This window comes from Micromonospora sp. NBC_01796, from assembly GCF_035917455.1.
Taxonomy (GTDB): domain Bacteria; phylum Actinomycetota; class Actinomycetes; order Mycobacteriales; family Micromonosporaceae; genus Micromonospora_G.
Window position 1 is genome coordinate 4,388,438 of the sequence record NZ_CP109078.1, and the last position, 19,082, is coordinate 4,407,519.

16 protein-coding genes are annotated in these 19,082 nt (G+C 72.9%); 13 read left to right on the top strand and 3 right to left on the bottom strand.

Going from position 1 to position 19,082, the window contains the following annotated elements; genetic code table 11:
* The first annotated feature begins 254 nt into the window (after window positions 1-254).
* The 8 genes from OIE47_RS20245 to OIE47_RS20280 all read left to right on the top strand — a co-directional run bounded on the left by OIE47_RS20245 (window position 255) and on the right by OIE47_RS20280 (window position 9,241).
* Window positions 255-860, top strand: coding sequence for a lytic polysaccharide monooxygenase auxiliary activity family 9 protein (locus OIE47_RS20245; RefSeq protein WP_326556118.1), 606 nt, complete (start codon window positions 255-257; stop codon window positions 858-860).
* A 312-nt stretch (window positions 861-1,172) separates the two neighbouring features.
* Entirely contained in the window at window positions 1,173-2,162 is a 990-nt protein-coding gene (locus OIE47_RS20250; RefSeq protein WP_326563171.1) for a cobalamin biosynthesis protein, read from the top strand.
* A complete protein-coding gene (locus OIE47_RS20255) occupies window positions 2,159-3,742 on the top strand; it encodes a cobyric acid synthase (protein ID WP_326556119.1) in 1,584 nt (527 codons plus the stop codon). Before OIE47_RS20250 ends, OIE47_RS20255 begins: the two co-directional genes overlap by 4 nt.
* A gap of 173 nt (window positions 3,743-3,915) precedes the next feature.
* The gene (locus tag OIE47_RS20260) at window positions 3,916-4,536 is read left to right on the top strand and encodes a uridine kinase family protein (RefSeq protein ID WP_326563172.1); all 621 of its coding nucleotides are present in this window, start codon (window positions 3,916-3,918) and stop codon (window positions 4,534-4,536) included.
* Window positions 4,537-4,621: 85 nt separating this feature from the next.
* Window positions 4,622-5,776 (top strand): M48 family metallopeptidase, encoded by a 1,155-nt coding sequence (locus OIE47_RS20265; RefSeq protein ID WP_326556120.1) that lies wholly within the window; start codon window positions 4,622-4,624, stop codon window positions 5,774-5,776.
* 21 nt (window positions 5,777-5,797) lie between these two features.
* A complete protein-coding gene (locus tag OIE47_RS20270; RefSeq protein WP_326556121.1) occupies window positions 5,798-7,165 on the top strand; it encodes a dipeptidase in 1,368 nt (455 codons plus the stop codon).
* 110 nt (window positions 7,166-7,275) lie between these two features.
* Window positions 7,276-7,482, top strand: a complete 207-nt coding sequence (locus OIE47_RS20275) for a hypothetical protein (protein WP_326556122.1) — start codon at window positions 7,276-7,278, stop codon at window positions 7,480-7,482.
* Between the two features lie 43 nt (window positions 7,483-7,525).
* Window positions 7,526-9,241, top strand: a complete 1,716-nt coding sequence (locus OIE47_RS20280) for an ATP-dependent DNA ligase (protein WP_326556123.1) — start codon at window positions 7,526-7,528, stop codon at window positions 9,239-9,241.
* Window positions 9,242-9,257: 16 nt separating this feature from the next.
* Here OIE47_RS20280 and OIE47_RS20285 read toward each other — a convergent pair whose 3' ends face one another.
* A complete protein-coding gene (locus OIE47_RS20285) occupies window positions 9,258-10,079 on the bottom strand; it encodes an SURF1 family cytochrome oxidase biogenesis protein (RefSeq protein ID WP_326556124.1) in 822 nt (273 codons plus the stop codon).
* A 220-nt stretch (window positions 10,080-10,299) separates the two neighbouring features.
* On the opposite strand from OIE47_RS20285, the gene OIE47_RS20290 reads away from it, so the two are divergent.
* Complete coding sequence (locus OIE47_RS20290) at window positions 10,300-11,922, top strand: cobyrinate a,c-diamide synthase (protein WP_326556125.1); 1,623 nt, start codon at window positions 10,300-10,302, stop codon at window positions 11,920-11,922.
* Window positions 11,919-12,488 (top strand): GNAT family N-acetyltransferase, encoded by a 570-nt coding sequence (locus tag OIE47_RS20295; RefSeq protein WP_326556126.1) that lies wholly within the window; start codon window positions 11,919-11,921, stop codon window positions 12,486-12,488. Before OIE47_RS20290 ends, OIE47_RS20295 begins: the two co-directional genes overlap by 4 nt.
* Here OIE47_RS20295 and OIE47_RS20300 read toward each other — a convergent pair.
* Window positions 12,485-14,650 carry a transglycosylase domain-containing protein gene (locus OIE47_RS20300; protein ID WP_326556127.1) on the bottom strand — a complete coding sequence of 722 codons (2,166 nt, stop codon included), beginning with the start codon at window positions 14,648-14,650 and terminating at the stop codon, window positions 12,485-12,487. The two genes, OIE47_RS20295 and OIE47_RS20300, sit on opposite strands and share 4 nt — an antisense overlap.
* Window positions 14,651-14,773: 123 nt before the next feature.
* Between OIE47_RS20300 and cobC the strand changes: the two genes are divergently transcribed.
* Genes cobC through cobA form a run of 3 tightly spaced genes read left to right on the top strand, consistent with a single transcriptional unit; the run spans window position 14,774 to window position 18,365 of the window.
* On the top strand, window positions 14,774-15,868 hold the full coding sequence (cobC, locus tag OIE47_RS20305; protein WP_326556128.1) for an Rv2231c family pyridoxal phosphate-dependent protein CobC: 1,095 nt from the start codon (window positions 14,774-14,776) through the stop codon (window positions 15,866-15,868).
* On the top strand, window positions 15,868-17,097 hold the full coding sequence (locus OIE47_RS38030; protein ID WP_442792176.1) for a nicotinate-nucleotide--dimethylbenzimidazole phosphoribosyltransferase: 1,230 nt from the start codon (window positions 15,868-15,870) through the stop codon (window positions 17,095-17,097). The genes cobC and OIE47_RS38030 overlap by 1 nt, the downstream gene beginning before the upstream one ends.
* Window positions 17,098-17,105: 8 nt before the next feature.
* Window positions 17,106-18,365, top strand: a complete 1,260-nt coding sequence (gene cobA, locus OIE47_RS20320; RefSeq protein ID WP_326563173.1) for a uroporphyrinogen-III C-methyltransferase — start codon at window positions 17,106-17,108, stop codon at window positions 18,363-18,365.
* A gap of 39 nt (window positions 18,366-18,404) precedes the next feature.
* On the opposite strand, the gene OIE47_RS20325 is transcribed toward cobA, so the two are convergent.
* Window positions 18,405-19,001, bottom strand: coding sequence for a TetR/AcrR family transcriptional regulator (locus tag OIE47_RS20325; protein WP_326556129.1), 597 nt, complete (start codon window positions 18,999-19,001; stop codon window positions 18,405-18,407).
* Between the last annotated feature and the right edge of the window lie 81 nt (window positions 19,002-19,082).

Here is a 19,082-nt window from a genome sequence, read left to right on the forward strand (position 1 = left end):
CCGGCGGTTCCGAGTGTCCGATGTGGATGGTCATGGGGCTGCGCCCGGTGGCGACTCCGGGCACCTCGATCCATATCCGACCATAAATAGATCGACATTGATATTTAAGTTCATAGATGTAATAGTTGGTTTGGGAGCGTTCCCATCGATCTCTGGTACCGAGGAACGGAGGATGAACAGTGCGTTCACACAAGTCCGATCAATCCGGCGGACGATCCCGGTCAACCGTCCGTCAGTCCCTCCGGGTGGTCGTCGTGCTGCTCGCCATGGTGGTCGGTACGCTGCCTTGGACCGGCGCAGCCCAGGCCCACGGCACGATCGTCAACCCGGCAAGTCGCGCCTACCAGTGCTGGAACACCTGGGGCAGTCAACACATGAACCCGGCCATGCAGCAACAGGACCCCATGTGCTGGCAGGCGTTCCAGGCCAACCCCGACACCATGTGGAACTGGATGAGCGCGTTGCGGGACGGCCTCGCCGGCCAGTACCAGGCCCGTACGCCGGACGGACAGCTCTGCAGCAACGGCCTCTCCAGGAACGACAGCCTGAACCAGCCCGGAGCATGGAGGACGACCACGGTCGGCCGCAGCTTCACGGTCCAGTTGTACGACCAGGCCAGCCACGGTGCTGACTTCTTCCGGGCCTACGTCACCAAGCAGGGGTTCAACCCGACCACCCAGCGCCTCGGGTGGGGCAACCTCGACCTGATCACGACGACCGGGCGCTACGCGCCGGCGCAGAACATCTCGTTCAACGTCTCGGTCTCCGGACGTACGGGAAACCACGTGCTCTTCGTGATCTGGAAGGCGTCGCACGCGGACCAGACCTACATGTGGTGCAGCGGCATCAACATCGTCTGATCGGCAGGACCGACAGCGGCGGCACCACTCCGGCCCAGGACACCGCGTCCTGGGCCGGACCGTTCCTCCGGTGGTCCCTACCGTGCACAGCCGGGAGCATCACCGAGGTACCGCTCCGCCGCCTGCGCCCGCGAACAGTCACGTCCACCCGGTCCGCCCGGCTCGACGCCCCGTCGCGTCCGGCACGGATCGGCTGGCTAGGCTGCCGGCCGGGGGGTGGTCGGAGTGCGACCGAAGGCGATCGATCGTCGGACCGGACGGCGGGACGCAAACAGCGCGCCCGGAGCCAGCACCCGCGCGAGCGGGTCGTGGCTGGGCAGTGGCACCGCCAACGCGGCCGGACTCGCCGCCGGTTACGCCCTGGACGCACTGCTCGGTGACCCCCGCCGGCTGCACCCGGTCGCCGGGTTCGGGCAGGCCGCCGCCGCCCTGGAGCGCCGGCTCTACCAGCCGAACCGGTCGGCCGGTACGGCGTACACGGCGTTGGCGGTGGGCGTACCGGTGCTGGTCGCGGTGGCCGCCGCGACCGCGACCCGGCACCGGCCATTGGCCCGCGCGGCCCTGGTCGCGGCCGGCACCTGGACCGTGCTCGGCGGGCAGACCCTGCGGCACGAGGCGACGGTGATGGGCAAGAGGCTGCGCAAGGGCGACCTCCCGGCGGCCCGGGAGCGGCTCAACCACCTCTGCGGGCGGGACCCGTCCGCGCTGGACGAAGCCGAACTGGCCCGCGCCACCGTCGAGTCGGTCGCGGAGAACACCTCCGACGCCGTGGTCGCGCCACTGGTCTGGGGCGCCGTCGCCGGCCTGCCCGGACTGGTCGGCTACCGGGCGGTCAACACCCTGGACGCGATGGTCGGGCACCGCTCGCCCCGCTACGAGCGCTTCGGCACCCCCGCCGCCCGCCTCGACGACCTGCTCAACCTGGTGCCCTCCCGGCTGACCGCGCTGCTCACCATCGCCGCCGCACCCTCCGTACGGGGTGACCGCTCGCGGGCGTGGCGGGTCTGGCGCCGGGACCGCAACGACCACCCCAGCCCCAACGCCGGGCAGTGCGAGTCCGCGATGGCCGGCGCACTCGGGGTACGGCTGGGCGGGCGTAACGTCTACTTCGGGCGCTCCGAGGTCCGCCCCTTCCTCGGAGACGGTCCACGGCCGGAGGCGCGGCACATCCGCCGGGCGACCAAGCTCTCCGGCAGCGTCGGGCTCGGTGCGCTCGGCGTCGCCGTGGCGTACGCGATCACCGCCCGACCCCGACGGGCCGTGCTGCGTGGTCTCGGCCGGGCGCTGCGGGCGCGGGCATGAGCGGCGGGCTGCTCGTTGCCGGCACCACCTCGGACGCCGGCAAGAGCGTGCTGACGGCGGGTATCTGCCGGTGGCTGCGTCGCCGGGGGGTCAACGTCGCCCCGTTCAAGGCGCAGAACATGTCCAACAACTCGGCGGTGGTGGTCGGGCCGGACGGCCGGGGCGGGGAGATCGGCCGGGCCCAGGCCATGCAGGCCGCCGCCTGCGGGCTCCCGCCCGACCTGCGGTTCAACCCGGTGCTGCTGAAGCCGGGCAGCGACCTGTCCAGCCAGGTCGTCCTGCTCGGTGAGGCACTGCGCGAGCCGGCCGGGGACGCCACCGATCGGGCCGGGACCGCCTCGATCACGGCGACGAACTTCCGGGCGCTGCGGCCCCGGCTGGCCCGGACCGCCTTCGCCGCCCTGGCCGAGTTGCGCGCCGAGTACGACGTGGTGATCTGCGAGGGCGCCGGCAGCCCCGCCGAGATCAACCTGCGGGACACCGACTACGTCAACATGGGCCTGGCCCGGCATGCCGCACTTCCGACGATCGTGGTCGCCGACATCGACCGGGGCGGGGTCTTCGCCTCCCTGTTCGGTACCGTCGCCCTGCTCGACCCGGCCGACCAGGCACTCGTCGCCGGGTTCGTGATCAACAAGTTCCGGGGGGACCTCGGACTCCTCCAGCCCGGCATCGACATGCTCGGCCGGGTCACCGGCCGACCCACGTACGGGGTGCTGCCCTGGGACCGTGACCTGTGGCTCGACGCCGAGGACTCGCTCGCGTACGACCGGCTCCTCGGTCGGCCGGCGCCCCCGCGCGGCACCGAATGGCTGGACGTGGCGGTGGTCCGGCTGCCCCGGATCTCCAACGCCACCGACCTGGAGGCACTCGCCACCGAACCCGGCGTACGGGTCCGGCTCACCGTCGAGCCGAGCGAGGTCGCCGCCGCCGACCTGGTGGTGCTGCCCGGTACCAAGTCGACCGTGGACGACCTGGCCTGGCTGCGGCGTACCGGCCTGGCCGACGCGGTGCTCGCACACGCCGGTGCCGGGCGGCCACTGCTGGGCATCTGCGGCGGGTTCCAGATGCTCTCCCGAGCCATCCACGACGAGGTGGAGAGCCGGCGGGGAACGGTCGACGGGCTCGACCTGCTCCCCATCGAGGTCGCCTTCGACCCGCGCAAGACGGTGACCCGATCGGTGGGCACGGCCTACGGGTCGCTCCCCGTGCACGGCTACGAGATCCACCACGGGTACGTCTCCAGCGCCGACGCCGACCTGCCACCGCTGCTCACGTACGCCGACGGGCGGGCGGAGGGGGCGAGCGTCGGGGCGGTGCTCGGCACCCACTGGCACGGGGCGTTCGAGTCGGACGGGTTCCGCCGCCGGTTCCTGACCGAGGCTGCCCGGTTGGCCGGTCGGCACGGCTTCGAGGTCGCCCCGGACACCTCCTTCGCCGCCGCCCGGGAACGTACGCTCGACCTGCTCGGTGACCTGGTCGAGGAACACCTCGACACGGACGCGCTCTGGCGCCTGGTCGAGACCGGCCCACCCGCCGACCTCCCCTTCATCCCACCCGGCGCCCCCGCCGCCGCCTGACCCCGCACCCCCCACCCCGCTCGGGCGCTATTTCACTGAAAGAGTGGTTATTCGCGGCTGGATAACCACTCTTTCAGTGAAACAGCGGGATCGGTGGGTGGGGGGAGGGAGGAAGTAGCGTGCCGGGGGTGGGTGGGCGGGTGGAGACGTACGCGGAACTCGCCCGGTTGGTCATGGGGCGGCCGGCGCGGCTCGGGCGTACCCGGTTGGTGGCGGTCGACGGGCCCAGCGGCGCGGGGAAGACCCTGTTCGCCGGTCGCCTCGCGGCGGGGTTGGGCGGTGCCGGGGCGGAAGAGGTGCCGGTGGTGCACACCGACGACCTGCTGGCCGGCTGGGACGACCAGCTCACCTTCTGGCCCAGGCTGGACGAGTGGGTGCTCGACCCGCTGCGGGCCGGCCGACCCGGTCACTACCACCGCTACAGCTGGGTACGCGGGGAGTTCACCCCGGGCCGGGTCACCGTGCCACCCGCGCCGGTGGTGATCCTGGAAGGGGTGAGCAGCGGCCGGATCGGGATCGCGCCCGAGCTGACCCTGGCGGTGTTCGTGACCGCGTCGCCACGGCTGCGGCTGGACCGGGCGGTGGAACGGGACGGGGCGGAGCTGCTGCCGTACCTGATCCGGTGGCGGCAGGGCGAGCGCCGGCACTTCCGCGCGGACGCCACCGCCGAACGCGCCGATCTGGTGGTCGACGGCGCACCCGACCGGGCGGCGCCCACCGGCTCCGGCAGCCCGGTGCAGGTGACCGGCGGGACGGCGTACGACCCGGAAATCCACTACGTTCGATTGGCCTGACTGGCATGTCCGGCCCATGGACGGCAACGGGCCGCTGCGGCACGATCGCAGGGTAGGACGAGGGACTGCGGACGGGGAGCCCACGATGACTTCAGCCGACGACGGCGCGGCGGGCGCCCCGGCCCGTACCCGGGTGGTGCTGACCGGGATCAGCTCACGGGCCTGGGAGCATCCCGCCGACCGGGGTGCGCTCACCGCCCTGCGGGAGCTGCGCGGGTTCGACGAGGTGATCCGGTCGTTCTTCGGGATGTGGAACGAACGCGGTTTCCGCCTGTCCCACCTGGCCACCGGCATCCGGGTCGACCACCGCCAGTACCCACGGGTCTACCAGCGGTACGCCGAGGCGGCGAGCGCGCTCGACGTACTCGAACTCCCCGAGCTGTACGTGACCCAGTCGCCGTGGCTGAACGCCGAGGCGATCGGGCTGGACCGCCCGTTCATTACCGTCAGCTCCGCCTGTGTCCAGCAGCTCGACGACGACGAGTTGCGCTGCCTGCTCGGCCACGAACTCGGCCATGTCGGCAGCGGGCACGCGGTCTACAAGACCATCCTGTCGATCCTCACCCGCTGGGCGGCCAGCCTGAGCTGGCTGCCGGTCGGTGCGATCGCCCTGCGCGCGATCATCGCGGCGATGCTGGAGTGGTGGCGCAAGGCCGAACTCTCCGGCGACCGTGCGGGTCTGCTCGCCGGCCAGGATCCGGCCGCCGCGCTGCGGCTGCTGATGAAGATGGCCGGGGGCGGGGACCTGTCGCAGGTCGACACCACCGCCTTCCTCGAACAGGCCGCCGAGTACGACGGCGGCGGCGACCTCCGGGACAGCTTTCACAAGATCAGGATGACCGCGTGGAGCACCCACCCGGTGCCGGTCGCGCGGGCGGCCCAGCTTCGGCAGTGGATCGACTCCGGCGCGTACGGCCGGGTCCTCGCCGGTGACTACCCCCGCCGGGCGGACGACCAGAGCGCCTCGGTGACCGACGAGGTCCGCGCGGCGGCCGACTCCTACCGGGAGGCGTTCGGGCGCAGCCAGGATCCGCTGGTCGGGCTCTTGCGCCGGCTCGGCGACGGTGCTACCGACCTGGGTGACTGGGTGGGCGGCGGTGCCGGGCGGGCCCGCTCCTGGATGGGTGCGGCCGGCGAGGCCGCCGCCCGCGCCGCCGGACGCCCACGCCGGGGCACGGGGACCGATGCCACCGGGGGGACCGGGAACGGTTCTGCGGGCTCGGGGAGCACCGGGGCGTAAGGTCGGCCTACGATTCCGGTCATGACCAGACCGATCTTCACCGAGGCCGGGTTGCGGGCCGCGATCGAGCGGGAGCTGCCGGGCGTCCGGGCCGACCTCGAGCGCCTCGTCCGGATCCCCGGCATCGCGTTCGACGGCTTCGACCACGCACACGTGGAACGTTCCGCCGAGGCCGTCGCCGAACTCCTGCGGGCCTGCTCCCTCGACGTAAAAATCGTGCGTTCCGGCGGGCAGCCGGCGGTCATCGGTCGGCGGGCCGCGCCGCCCGGTGCACCCACCGTGCTGCTCTACGCCCACCACGACGTCCAACCCGTCGGCGACCTGAGCCTCTGGGAGAGCGACCCGTTCGAGCCCGTGGAGCGCGACGGGCGGCTCTACGGCCGGGGCGCGGCCGACGACAAGGCCGGCATCATGGCCCACGTCGCCGCGCTGCGCGCGTTCGGTGACGACCTGCCGGTGGGTGTGGTGCTGTTCATCGAGGGCGAGGAGGAGTTCGGCTCCGACTCCCTGGAGCAACTCCTGCGGGAACACCGCGACGAGATCGCCTCCGACGTGATCGTGATCGCCGACTCCGGCAACTGGGACATCGGCGTACCGGCGCTGACCACCTCGTTGCGCGGGATCGTGAACTGCTTCGTCGAGATCCGTACGCTCGACCACGCCGTACACAGCGGCATGTTCGGCGGTGCGGTTCCGGACGCGCTGACCGCGCTGGCCCGGCTGCTCGCCACCCTGCACGACGACGCCGGCGACGTGGCGGTGGACGGTCTGGTCAGCCGGGTCGGCGCGACCGTCGACTACCCGGAGGACCGGCTGCGGGGCGAGTCCGGCCTGTCCGACGGTGTCTCCTTCATCGGCACCGGTCGGCTCACCGACCGGATCTGGACCAAGCCGGCGCTGGCCGTCCTGGCCATCGACGCGCCGCCGACCGTCGGTGCGCCCAACGCCCTGGTCCCGGCCGCGAAGGCCAAGCTGAGCGTACGGCTGGCGCCGGGCGACGACCCCAAGCAGGCGTACGCGGCACTGCGGGCGCACCTGGAGAAGCACGCCCCGTGGGGCACCACGGCCGTGGTCACCTTCGAGCACGACGGCGAGCCGTGCGTGATCGACGCGACCGGGCCGTACTTCGACGCGGCGCGGGGCGCCTTCGAGTCGGCCTGGGACGGGGTCCAGCCGGTCGACATCGGTGTCGGTGGTTCGATCCCGTTCATCGCCACCTTCCAGGAGATGTTCCCGCAGGCGGCGATCCTGGTGACCGGGGTGGAGGACCCGCACGCGCGGGCGCACGGGCCGAACGAGAGCCTGCACCTCGGCGAGTTCGCCCGGGTCTGCCTGGCCGAGACGCTGCTCCTGGCGAAGGTTGCCGAGGCGGCCGCCGCCACCGCCTGACCAGCACCGGAACGCCGGGCCCGTGATCGTCGATCACGGGCCCTCGCCATGCCGGAGAAAATGGGCGAAGTTCCGGCGTACGTCCCGAGTCGTGCAGTATGGTTTCGAACATGAGTACGAACGAGGCCATTGTGCGGCTCGACGCCGCTGTCAGTGCTCTGGGGGACGTCAACGTCTCCGCGTGGTCCGAGGAAGTGCTGAAGGACCAGCTCGGCGAACTTTCCAGCGTTCTCTGCGCGCTCGACGCCGTACTTTCCCGGGTCGCCGACGAGATACGGGCCCGGGGCATGCGGATCGAGGAGCCGATCTCCGTTTAGCTTTGCCTATGGTTTGTCGCAGGGGGCTGCCAGGATTGGGGACGTGCGGTTCCTCGACCTGGCGGCCACCTCCGCCGCCGTGACAGCGACCTCCGCCCGACGGGCCAAGGTCGAGCTACTGGCCGCCGCCCTGCGGGGCCTCGCCCCGGACGAGATCCCGGCCGGCGCCGCGTACCTGGCCGGTGAGCTGCGCCAGCGGCAGACCGGGGTCGGTTACGCGGCCCTGCGCGACCTGCCGCCACCGGCGGAACACCCGTCGCTGACCGTGGCCGACGTCGACGCGGCCATCGACGCCATCTCCGCCGTCGCCGGTCCCGGTTCCCAGGCCCGCCGCCGCGAACTGGTCGGCCGGCTCTTCGGCGCCGCCACCGTCGACGAGCAACGACTCCTGGTCGGTCTGTTCGGCGGTGAGCTGCGCCAGGGCGCCCAGGCGGGCCTGCTGGCCGACGCGATCGCCCGCGCCGCACAGGTCCCGCTCCCGGCCGTACGCCGGGCGTTGTTGCTGGCCGGCGACCTGAAGGCGGTCGCGGCGGCGGCCCTGACCGGCGGCTCCGCCGCGCTCGGCGAGATCAGCCTGCGAGTCGGTCGGCCGCTCGCCCCGATGCTCGCCTCCAGCGCCCCCTCGGTAGGCGAGGCGATCGAGGCGACCGGTACGCCGGCCGTGGTCGACGTCAAACTCGACGGCATCCGGATCCAGGTGCACCGCTCCGGCGGTGAGATCGCCGTGTTCACCCGCAGCCTCGACGACATCACCGCCAGGGTGCCCGAGGTGGTGGCGGCCGTACGCGCACTGCCCGCCCGCGAACTCGTGCTCGACGGCGAGGCGATCGCGCTGGACGCCACCGGCCGACCCCGGCCCTTCCAGGAGACCGCCAGTCGGGCCGCCACCCGTGGGGCCCGCCGCAGCGCGACCGCCGGGCTCTCCGCCGAGGTGGCCGCCGAGCAGTCGGCGACCGAACCGGTCCGCTCGTTCGGCGCCGCCCCGGCCGCACCACCCGCACCGACCGATCCACCCACACCGGCCCAGCTCCCCGTGCCGGCCCGCCCGGAGCAGGCAGCCCCGGCCGTACGCGCAGCCGCCGGAAGCACCGGCTCGACCGTGCTCACGCCGTACTTCTTCGACCTGCTGCACCTCGACGGCACGGACCTGCTCGACGCGCCCGGCCGGCAGCGGTGGGCGGCGCTGGCCGACACGGTCGCCGCACCGCAGCTCGTCGGCCGGATGACCGTCGAGAGTGTGCTGGCCGCCGCCGACGCGTTCGCCGCCGCGCTCGACGCCGGGCAGGAGGGCGTGGTGGTGAAGTCGCCGGACGCGCCGTACGAGGCCGGTCGGCGCGGCGCGGGCTGGATCAAGGTCAAGCCCCGGCACACGCTCGACCTGGTGGTGCTCGCGGTGGAGTGGGGCAGCGGCCGGCGTCAGGGCTGGCTGTCGAACCTGCACCTCGGCGCCCGCGACCCGGACAACGGCGGCTTCGTGATGCTCGGCAAGACCTTCAAGGGGCTCACCGACGAGTTGCTGCGGTGGCAGACCGAACGTTTCCTCGAACTGGCGGTCGAGCGGGGCGACTGGGTGGTCCGGGTCCGGCCCGAGCAGGTGGTCGAGATCGCCTTCGACGGGGTGCAGACCAGCTCCCGGTATCCGGGCGGGATGGCGCTGCGGTTCGCCCGGGTGATCCGCTACCGCGATGACAAGAGCGCCGCCGAGGCGGACACCATCGACATGGTCCGGGCGGTCCACGCCGGCCGGGTCAGCGGATGATCCGGGAGCAGCCCAGCTAGGCGGGTGTCGGGTCGGCGGCCCGGTCCCGGTTGCGCGGGGTCCCGTCGCGGGTCTTCGGCAGGGTGTCGCCGAGGGCTTCGCGGCGGGCCAGCCAGCCGAACCCGTAGAGGGTCATCAGGGCGAACAGCCACCACTGGATCACGTAGCCGGCGTTCTGCCAGTTGTTCTCGTGCTGGATCGGCACCGCCGCGAACGTCGGGTCCGCCGCCGGGGTCTGCTCGCCGACCAGCAGGTACGCCCCGAAGAGCGGGTACGGCAGCTCCCGCGCCAACCGGGGTACGGCCACCCGACGGGTCTCCAGCTTGCCGTCACGGCGGTCGACCGCACCCGGCTTGCTCTCCGACATGTGCACCCGGCCGACCACGGTCACCTGTCCGGTGGGGATCGCCGGGATCCGGGGCTGTTCGGTGGCGGAGCCGTTCGGTGGCGGCACCCACCCGTGGTCGACCAGCACGGCGGTGCCGTCGTCGAGCAGCAGCGGGGTGACCACCTCGAAGCCGACCTTGCTGTCCACCGTCCGGCCCCGTACGACGATGGTGTTGGTGGTGTCGTAGCGCCCGGTGACGGTGACCCTGGTCCAGGCCATCTCCTTGGCCGGCGCGTTGCCCGCCGTACCGGCCGTACCACCCGCCGGGGGCAGCACCCCGGCCAGCGGGACCGGCGCGATCCGGTCGGCGGCGTCGATCCGTTCGTTGATCGCGGACCGCTCCCGGTAGCGGCTCAACTGCCAGTTACCGAGCAGCACCATCACCGCGGCGGCGGCCAGCGTCAGGGCGAGGATGCCCAGCCAGCGCGGGGTGAGCAGGAAGCGGTACACGACATGAGGTTACCCGTGTGACGGCAGCCACTACGCTGGTGCCCGGATCGGCGGCCGGCGGGTGTCTCCGACGCCCGGTATCGTCACGCCCGGCGATCCGGTTGCCGGGTTGGCCCGCCCCGTCACGGTTGCTCACGGTCCGGGTCAGGAACCCGCCGCCCCGGTAGCCGTGCCCCGCCAGTCCGACCCCGGTACCCCGTTCGCCCCCGAGGAGCCGACCATGACCGCCGTGCCGCGCGTACTGGTGAGTGCGCCCTCTTCCGGACACGGTAAGACCGCGATCGCCGTCGGCCTGCTCGCCGCGTACGCCGCCCGGGGGATGGCCGCCGCCGGGTTCAAGGTCGGCCCGGACCAGATCGACGCCGCGTACCTGGGATTCGCCGCCCGGCGACCGGGGCGCAGTCTCGACCCACGGCTGGTCGGTCCGCACCGGGTCGCGCCGATCTTCGCCCACGGTTGCGCGGGCGCGGACGTGGCGGTGGTCGAGGGGACCATGGGCCTGTTCGACAGCCTCGCCGGGCGTTCCGAAACCGACTCGACCGCCGCCGTGGCGACCGAGCTGCGGGCCCCGGTCGTGCTGGTCGTCGACGTCGCGGCGATGGGCCAGTCGGTGGCCGCGCTGGTGCACGGCTTCCGGGCGTACGACGAGATGCTGTGGCTCGGCGGGGTGATCCTCAACCGGGTCGCCTCGGACCGGCACGAACAGTTGCTCCGGGACGCCCTCGACGACATCGGCGTACCGGTCTTCGGCGCGCTGCGCCGCCACCAACTGCCCGCCGTCCTGCCGTCCCGCGAGCACGGCGTGGTGCCGGTGCTCCAGCAGGGGGTGGACGCGTACCGGGGGGTGCGTCGGCTGGGTGAGGCGATCAGCGGCACCGTGGACCTCGACCGGCTGCTGTCGCTGGCCAGTTCGGCCCCACGGCTCGCGGTCGAGCCGTGGTCGGCGGCGGCGGCGCTCGCCCAACCCAGCGGTGCGCCGCACGGCGCCAACGGCGGGCGGCGTCCGGTGATCGCCCTGGCCGGCGCCAGCTCGCTCTCCTACTCCTACCCGGAGACCGCCGAGCTGCTCGCCGCCGCCGGGGCCGAGGTGGTCCCGGTCGACCCGCTGGTGGACGAGGAACTGCCCGAGGGAACCGACGCGCTGGTCGTCGGTGGCGCGCTGCCCGAGTCGTACGCGGAGGAGCTGTCCGGCAACCGGCGGCTCGGCGCCGCGGTGGCCGACCTGGCCCGGTCCGGCCGGCCGGTGCTCGCCGAGGGGGCGGGTGTGCTCTGGTTGTCCCGCGAGTTCGACGGGCGGCCGATGTGCGGGGTGCTGGACGCGACCGGGGAGAGCACCGACCGGATAGTGGTCGGGTACCGGGAGGCGACCGCCCGTGCGGCCAGCGTGGTAGCCCCGCTCGGCGCCCGCCTGATCGGTTACAAGCAACATCGGGGGGTCCTCACCCCGCGTGCCGGGCAGACCCCGGCCTGGACCTGGGGCGGCGGTACGCCCGAGGGTTTCGTCTGGCGTCAGGTGCACGCCTCGCAGCTCATCCTGCACTGGGCCGGTACGCCGGAGATCGCGGCCCGGCTGGTCCGGGCGGTGGCGGCGGTCGGTCCGGTGGCGCCCCGCGCCGGTGCGGAACCGGTCGCCGGAGCACGGATCGGACCGGTGACCGGGCCGTTGGCTCCCCGGCCCGGTGCGGAACCCGTCGCCGGTCCGGTGGCGCCCCGAGCGGGTGCGGAACCGGTCGCCGGGCCACGGTTGGGGCTGGTGCCCCGACCGGGCGGCCCGGTGGCCACGGCGGAGTCGCCGAACGGGTCGGACCAGCAGGGCGGCCCGACCGGTGGGAAGTCGGCATGACCGGCGAGGTGGCGGTCCGCCGGTTCCCGACCCTGACCGTCTCCACCCCGAGAGCCCACGTACGGCCGCTGCTGGCGTACGACATCGCGGCGGTCGCGGAGATCTTCGCCGACAAGCTGACCCAGCGCTGGTTGCCGTTGCCGGAGTCGTCCGGCCCGATCAACGCCAGGGCCTGGTGCACGGAGATGGCCAAGGAGCGGCGGGACAGCGGCAACGGCGACCACTACGGGGTGGTCCGGCGCGAGGACGACCAGTTGGTCGGGGCGCTCTGGACCAAACGCACCGACTGGTCCGGCAAGGTGACCGAGGTCTGCTACGCGGTCGCACCGCAGGCGCGCGGCTTCGGGCTGGCCGCCGAGTCGGTCCTCGCCCTGGCCATCGCGTTGATCCTGGAGCACGGTTTCCAGCGGATCGAGCTGCGGGTGGCGCCCGGGAACGTCGCCTCCCGCCGGGTCGCGGAGAAGGCCGGTTTCAGCTACGAGGGCCTGCTCCGCAACGCCGGGTACGCCCAGGGCGGCCGGGTGGATCTCGAATCGTGGTCGTTCGTGGCGGCCGACCTCCGTTAGCGGGTGATGTTGAGCGACGGTGGGGCGAACTGGCGGACCGGTTGGTCCTTGAGCGCTTCCTTCAGGGTGTCGGAGACCGTGCTGACCGGTTTGTTGGACTGCGCGTCACCGACGGCGTTGAACGGGTTGTCCGGGTCGGCGAGGAAGCTCGCCATCGAGTACTCCGGGGTGTAGCCGACGAACCAGGCCGACCGGGTGCTGTCCGTGGTACCGGTCTTGCCGGCGACCGGGCGACCGACGGTGCCCTTGACGCTGTCGGCGGTGGACCAGCCTCCGCACGAGCCACGGGCCGGGGTGTCACCGGTCGGGCAGCGGGCCGCGTCGGTGGCGGCCCGGGCCGCGTCCGCGCTCACCTCCTGGTGGCAGCGGGGCTTGGCGGCCTCGATCTGGGCACCGCTCCGGGTGGTGATCATCGCCGGGGTGCCGTTCGGATTGGTGATCGAGGTGACCGGGATCGCCTCACAGAACCGCCCGTCGGCGGCGATAGCCGCGTACGCGTTGGCCATCTCCAGCGGTGTCACGTCCGACACGCCCAGTACGAACGCACCCCACTCCTTGCGTTTCTCCGGGGACGCCTGCCGCCGGTCGACGTCCGTACGCCACTGGAGGCCGAGCCGTTCGGCGAGAGCGACCGCCTTGTCCGCGCCGACCGCCTGCTCCAACTGGACGAAGTAGGTGTTCACCGACTTGCCGAAGCCGGACCACATGGTCTGCCGGCCGGTCATCGCGGCACTGGCGTTGGACGGGCACCACAACCCGCCGCAACTGCTGGTCGTACCACCGCCCGGATAGATCGAGGTGATCTTGAACGGTGAGTCGTACGCGGTCGACAGCGGCATCCCGGCGTCCAGCGCGGCGAGCATGACGAACATCTTGAACGTCGATCCGGCCTGGTAACCGGGGAGGTCTCCGCCGCCGAGCAGCGGGTTGACCGTGTTCGGGTAGTTGCCCTTCATCCGGGACCGTTTCTCCGGGTCGGAGTGCGGCCCGTTCTCGGTGGAGTCCAGGGAGTAGATCCGGTTGATCGCCATCGCCTTGACCCGCCCGGTGCCGGGCTCGACCGCGACCAGACCGTGCGCGAACGGGCTGCTCTCGCCCTCCTTCGCCAGTACGTTCTTCTCGGCGATCTCCTGGACCCTCGGGTCGATACTGGTAATGATCTTGTAGCCGCCCCGGCGGAGCTTGTCCAACCGTTCGAGCGAGTTGCTGCCGAAGCCGGGCTGGACCGACCACCACGATTTCAGGTAGTCGCAGAAGAAGCCCCAGCTGTTGTACTCCTTCGGCACCGAGACGCAGTCGTTCGGTGGCGTACTGAGCTTGAGTTTGATCGGTTCGGCCGCCATCGCCGCCGCCGCGTCCGGCGAGATGTAGCCCATGGTCCGCATCCGGTCGATGACGTAGTTGCGCCGGTCGGTGGCGGCCTTCTGGTCGTTGACCGCCGGGTCGTACTCGGAGGGGGCCTTGACCAGGCCGGCGAGGGTGGCCGCCTCGACCGGGCTGAGATCCCTGGGTGTCTTGGAGAAGAAGATCTCCGAGGCGGCGTAGATGCCGTACGCGCGGTGGCCGAAGTAGGCGGAGTTGAGGTACCGCTCCAGGATCTCCGACTTGGTCATCTCCTTCTCCAGGTCGAGGGCGATCCGCATCTCGCGAAGTTTGCGGATGCTGGTCTGCTCGGTCGCCTCCTGCACCTCCAGTGGCGTCTGCGCACTGTCCCGCAGTGCCATCCGGACGTACTGCATGGTCAGCGTCGAGGCGCCCTGGGAGACCCCGCCGGCCTGTTGGTTGGCGACGAACGCGCGGGCCACGCCCTTGGCGTCGACGCCGTTGTGCTTGTAGAACCGGGAGTCCTCGGAGGCGACGATCGCCTGCTGGATGTACGGCGACATCTCCCCGATCGGGGTGTACTTGCGATGCTCCTCGTAGAACGTGGTGAGCAACGTCTTGCCGTCGGCGCCGTACACGTAGGTGGTCTGCGCGGGTGAGGTGTGGCGCAGGTCGCGCGGCCGGTCACGGACCAGGTCGGCGGTTGCCTTGGCGCCGAGGCCGCCGATGGCGGCGAGTGGGTAGGCCGCCGCCGCGAGGATGACCCCCGCGATCAGTCCGGCCCGCAGGAGGGGAAGGAAGCGGTTGCCTTCGGGACGCTTGAGGGTGGGGTTCGTCACCCTCTTAAGCTATGACATGCCCCATAATAACCCGATAAAAATTCGCGAACGTCGCCGTCGAACTCCATCCGCCGGGCGTGCACACGTTGGCCAGCGATCCCACCGCCGGGCAGGATCCCGGTCATGCACCCGCAGGTAACCGCGCCGCCGCCGGCACCCGAGGTCGACACCGAGGTCGATCTGGGGCACCACGGCGACGCGGAGGTTGTCCCCGGCCTGGTCGATCTCGCGGTCAACGTCCGCCGGGCGCCGATGCCGGACTGGCTGGCCGATCCGGTCACCGCCTCCCTCGGCGACTTGGCCAGCTACCCGGACCCCGGCCCGGCCCGCGCGGCGGTCGCCGCCCGGCACGGCCGCCCGAGCGCCGAGGTGCTGCTCACCGCCGGAGCCGCGGAGGGCTTCGTCCTGCTCGCCCGGGCGCTGCACGACGCCCGCCGCCCGGTCGTGGTGCACCCGCAGTTCACCGAGCCCGAGGCGGCGCTGCGGGCCGCCGGGCACCGGGTCGAACGGGTGCTGCTGCCCGCCGGGACCGGCTTCCGGCTGGACCCGACGCTGGTACCGGCCGACGCCGACCTGGTCTTCGTGGGCAACCCGACCAACCCCACCTCGGTCCTGCACCCGGCCGGCGTACTGGCCGAACTGGCCCGGCCGGGCCGGGTGCTGGTGGTCGACGAGGCGTTCGCCGACACCACCATCGACCCGGAGGGCACCGCGGCCGAGCCGGAATCCCTCGCCGCCCGGCGGGACCTGCCCGGAGTCGTGGTGGTCCGCAGCCTCACCAAGACCTGGGGGCTGGCCGGGCTCCGGATCGGCTACCTGCTCGGCCCGGCCGACCTGATCGAGCGGCTGGCCGCCGTACAGCCGCTCTGGGCGGTCGGCACCCCGGCGCTGGCCGCCGCGCGGGCCTGCGCGACGCCGGTCGCGGTCGCCGCCGAACGGGAGATCGCCGTACGCCTCGCGGCCGACCGGGAGCACCTGGTCCGCCGCCTGGCGGCCCTGCCCGGCGTACGCGTCGCGGGCACCCCGGCCAGCGCGTTCGTGCTGATCCACCGGCCCGGCGCGGCCGACCTGCGGCTCGCCCTGCGCGCCCGTGGCTACGCGGTACGCCGGGGCGACACCTTCCCCGGGCTGGGTGCCGACTGGCTGCGGGTGGCGGTGCGGGACACTGCCACCACTGACGCGTTCGTCGCCGTGCTGGCGGAGATCCTGGAGGCATGATGTTGGAGGCGTTGATCGCGGCGGTCCGCCCACCGGACACCGAGGCGATGGCAGCCGCCCGCCTGCTGCACAGCCGGCTGACCAAGCCCGCCGGTTCACTCGGCGCCCTGGAGGAACTGTCCGTACGCCTGGCCGGGCTGGCCGGGGTCTGCCCGCCCCCGCTGCCCGCCCCGGCCGCAGTGGCGATCTTCGCCGGTGACCACGGCGTACACGCCCAGGGTGTGACGCCCTGGCCGCGCGAGGTGACCGCCCAGATGGTCGGGAACTTCCTGGCCGGCGGCGCGGTGGTGAACGCGTTCGCCCGGCAGACCGGCGCCTCGGTCACCGTCGTCGACGTCGGCGTGGCCACCCCCCTCACCGACCCCGAGGACCCGACCGACACCACCACGCCCGGATCCACCACCCACGACGAGCTGACCGCGCTGGACGACCTCACCGCCCCCGACGCCCTGGTCGACCTCGACGGCCCCACCCCGCCCGTCCCGTCCCAGCGCCGCACCGGCGCCGACCAGCCCGGCTCCGCCGGCCAGCAGCCCGACACCGAACCCGTCCTCGTCCGGGCCCGGATCCGGCCCGGCACCCGGGACATGACCGTCGAACCCGCGCTCACCCGGGAGGAGGCGCTGGCCGCGATCGAGGTCGGCTCCCGTACCGCCGGTGAGCTGATCGACGCGGGCGCCGGCATTCTGCTCACCGGTGACATGGGCATCGCCAACACCACCGCCGCCGCCGCGCTGATCGCCGTACACACGGGGGCTTCGGCGGCCGAGGTGACCGGCCGGGGCACCGGGGTGGACGACTACACGTACGCCCGCAAGGTGGCCGTCGTCACGGCCGCGCTCGCCCGGCACCGGCCCGACCCGGCCGACCCGCTCGGCGTACTCGCCGCCGTCGGTGGGCTGGAGCACGCCGCGCTGACCGGGTTCATCCTCGGCGCCGCCGCCCGACGTACCCCGGTGATCCTGGACGGGGTCAGTACGGTCGCCGCGGCGCTGGTCGCCGCCGCCTTCGCGCCGGACGCCGTCGGCGCCATGGTCGCCGGGCACCGGTCCGCCGAGCCCGGTGCCACCGCCGGCCTGCGCGCCCTCGGTCTGGAGCCGCTGATCGACCTCGGACTGCGCCTCGGCGAGGGGACCGGCGCCCTGCTCGCCCTCCCGGTGGTCGGCGGTTCGGTCCGGGTACTGCACGAGGTGGCGACGTTCGACGCGGCGGGAGTTTCGGAGAAGTGACGCAACAGATCGGTGCCAACCCCTACCCGCTCGGCCTGCGGTTGGCGGGGCACCGGGTGCTCATGGTCGGTGGGGGAGCGGTGGCGACCCGCCGGGTGCCGGCGTTGCTGGACGCGGGCGCGCTGGTGGAGGTCGTCTCCCCGGAGCTGACACCCGCCCTGCGGGCACAGGTGGACGCCGGTCGGGTGCGGTGGACGGCCCGGCCGTTCGAGCCCGCCGACGTGGACGGTGCCTGGCTGGTGCAGGTGGCCGTGGACGACCCGGCAGCCGCCGAGGCGGTCAGCGCCGCCGCGTTCGAGCGCCGGGTGTTCTGCGTACGCGCCGACGACCGGACCGCGGCGACCGCCTGGACGCCGGCGGTGGCCCGGCACGGCGCGGTGACCGTGGCCGTGCTCGGGGGCGGTGACCCGCACCGCGCGGTGACCGTCCGGGACGCCATCCGGGACCGCCTCGCCGACGGCACCCTTCCGCAGACCGGCCGGGAGTCGACGCCCGGCACGGGCGCGGGCGCGACCTCGGCCAACGGGCGCCCACCGGGGGTCGGCCGGGTGGTCCTGGTCGGCTCCGGCCCCGGTGACCCCGAGTTGATCACGGTCAAGGGGCGCCGGCTGCTGGCCGAGGCCGATGTCGTGGTGGCGGACCGGCTCGTGCCCGGACTGCTCCTGGACGAGCTCCGACCCGACGTCGAACTGGTCGACGCGTCCAAGATCCCCTACGGTCCGGCCCGTACCCAGGAGGAGATCAACCGGATCCTGGTCGAGCGGGCACAGGCCGGGGCGTTCGTGGTCCGGCTCAAGGGCGGCGACCCGTACGTCTTCGGCCGTGGCGGCGAGGAGGCGCTCGCCTGCGCGGCGGCCGGCGTACCGGTCACCGTGGTCCCCGGTGTGACCAGCTCGATCGCCGCACCTGCGCTCGCCGGCATCCCGGTGACCCACCGGGGCGTGGCGCACGAGTTCACCGTCGTCTCCGGTCACCTGCCCCCCGACGACCCCGCCTCCCTGGTCGACTGGGCCGCCCTGGCCCGACTGCGCGGCACCCTGGTGGTGCTGATGGGGCTGAAGAACCTGCCCGCGATCGCCGCCACCCTCCAGGCACACGGGCGGGCGCCGGGCACGCCGACGGCGGTGGTCCAGGAGGGTACGACCGGCACCCAGCGCTCCCTGCGAGCGACCCTCGACACCGTCGCCGAAGCCACCCGCACCGCCAACATCCGCCCTCCCGCCGTGGTAGTCATCGGCAACGTGGTAACCACCCTCCCCACCGCCTGACCCCCGGACACGGGGTTCCGGTAGTTCACGGCCCCGGCGTCACCCGCCAGAACGGGAGCCGGGAGGGGTGATGGCGGCGACGACCAGGTCGACGATGCCGTCGGCGTAGTCGTCGGTCAGTGGGCCGTTGCGGAGTAGCCAGCGGTGGTAAAGCGGGCCGAACAGCAGCTCCACCACCTGGTCCAAGGGGACGTCGGGGCGGACCTGGCCGGCCTCGCGGGCGGCCTCCAGGCGGGTGCGGACCGCGTCGAGCTGGGGACGGAGCAGGCGGTCGCGTGCCTGGTCGGCCAACTCCTCGTCGGCGAGTGTCTCGATGGTGATGGCGCGAGTGGTGGCGGACAGCCGTGGATCGGCGAACTCGGCGACCGTGGCCCGGAGGACCTGGCCCAGATCGGCCCGCAGGTCGCCGGTGTCGGGCAGGGCGGGGACCTCCGGGGTGTTGTCGACGAGCGCGTCCAGGATGACCGCACCCTTGCCGCGCCACCAGCGGTAGATGGTCTGCTTGCCGACCCCGGCGCGGGTGGCGATCGCCTCGATGGTCAGGGCCGGGTAACCGGTCTCGGTCAACAGCTCCAGGGCGGCGGTGAGGATCGCGCGGCGGGACTGCTCGTTGCGACGGGCGGGCTGTGGAGTCACACCGACAGCCTATAACGAGACGAACCGTTTCGTCTTGACCGGCCCGTGGTGCTGTGCTCTCCTTGTCGCGAGACGAAACGT

Excerpts from the sequence above, each read along its gene's own strand:
- OIE47_RS20295 (WP_326556126.1), top strand. The coding sequence starts at position 11,919 with ATGACCGGCGAGGTGGCGGTCCGCCGGTTCCCGACCCTGACCGTCTCC.
- OIE47_RS20270 (WP_326556121.1), top strand. The coding sequence starts at position 5,798 with ATGACCAGACCGATCTTCACCGAGGCCGGGTTGCGGGCCGCGATCGAG.
- OIE47_RS20290 (WP_326556125.1), top strand. The coding sequence starts at position 10,300 with ATGACCGCCGTGCCGCGCGTACTGGTGAGTGCGCCCTCTTCCGGACAC.
- OIE47_RS20260 (WP_326563172.1), top strand. The coding sequence starts at position 3,916 with ATGGGGCGGCCGGCGCGGCTCGGGCGTACCCGGTTGGTGGCGGTCGAC.
- OIE47_RS20275 (WP_326556122.1), top strand. The coding sequence starts at position 7,276 with ATGAGTACGAACGAGGCCATTGTGCGGCTCGACGCCGCTGTCAGTGCT.
- OIE47_RS38030 (WP_442792176.1), top strand. The coding sequence starts at position 15,868 with ATGTTGGAGGCGTTGATCGCGGCGGTCCGCCCACCGGACACCGAGGCG.
- OIE47_RS20265 (WP_326556120.1), top strand. The coding sequence starts at position 4,622 with ATGACTTCAGCCGACGACGGCGCGGCGGGCGCCCCGGCCCGTACCCGG.
- cobC (WP_326556128.1), top strand. The coding sequence starts at position 14,774 with ATGCACCCGCAGGTAACCGCGCCGCCGCCGGCACCCGAGGTCGACACC.
- OIE47_RS20255 (WP_326556119.1), top strand. The coding sequence starts at position 2,159 with ATGAGCGGCGGGCTGCTCGTTGCCGGCACCACCTCGGACGCCGGCAAG.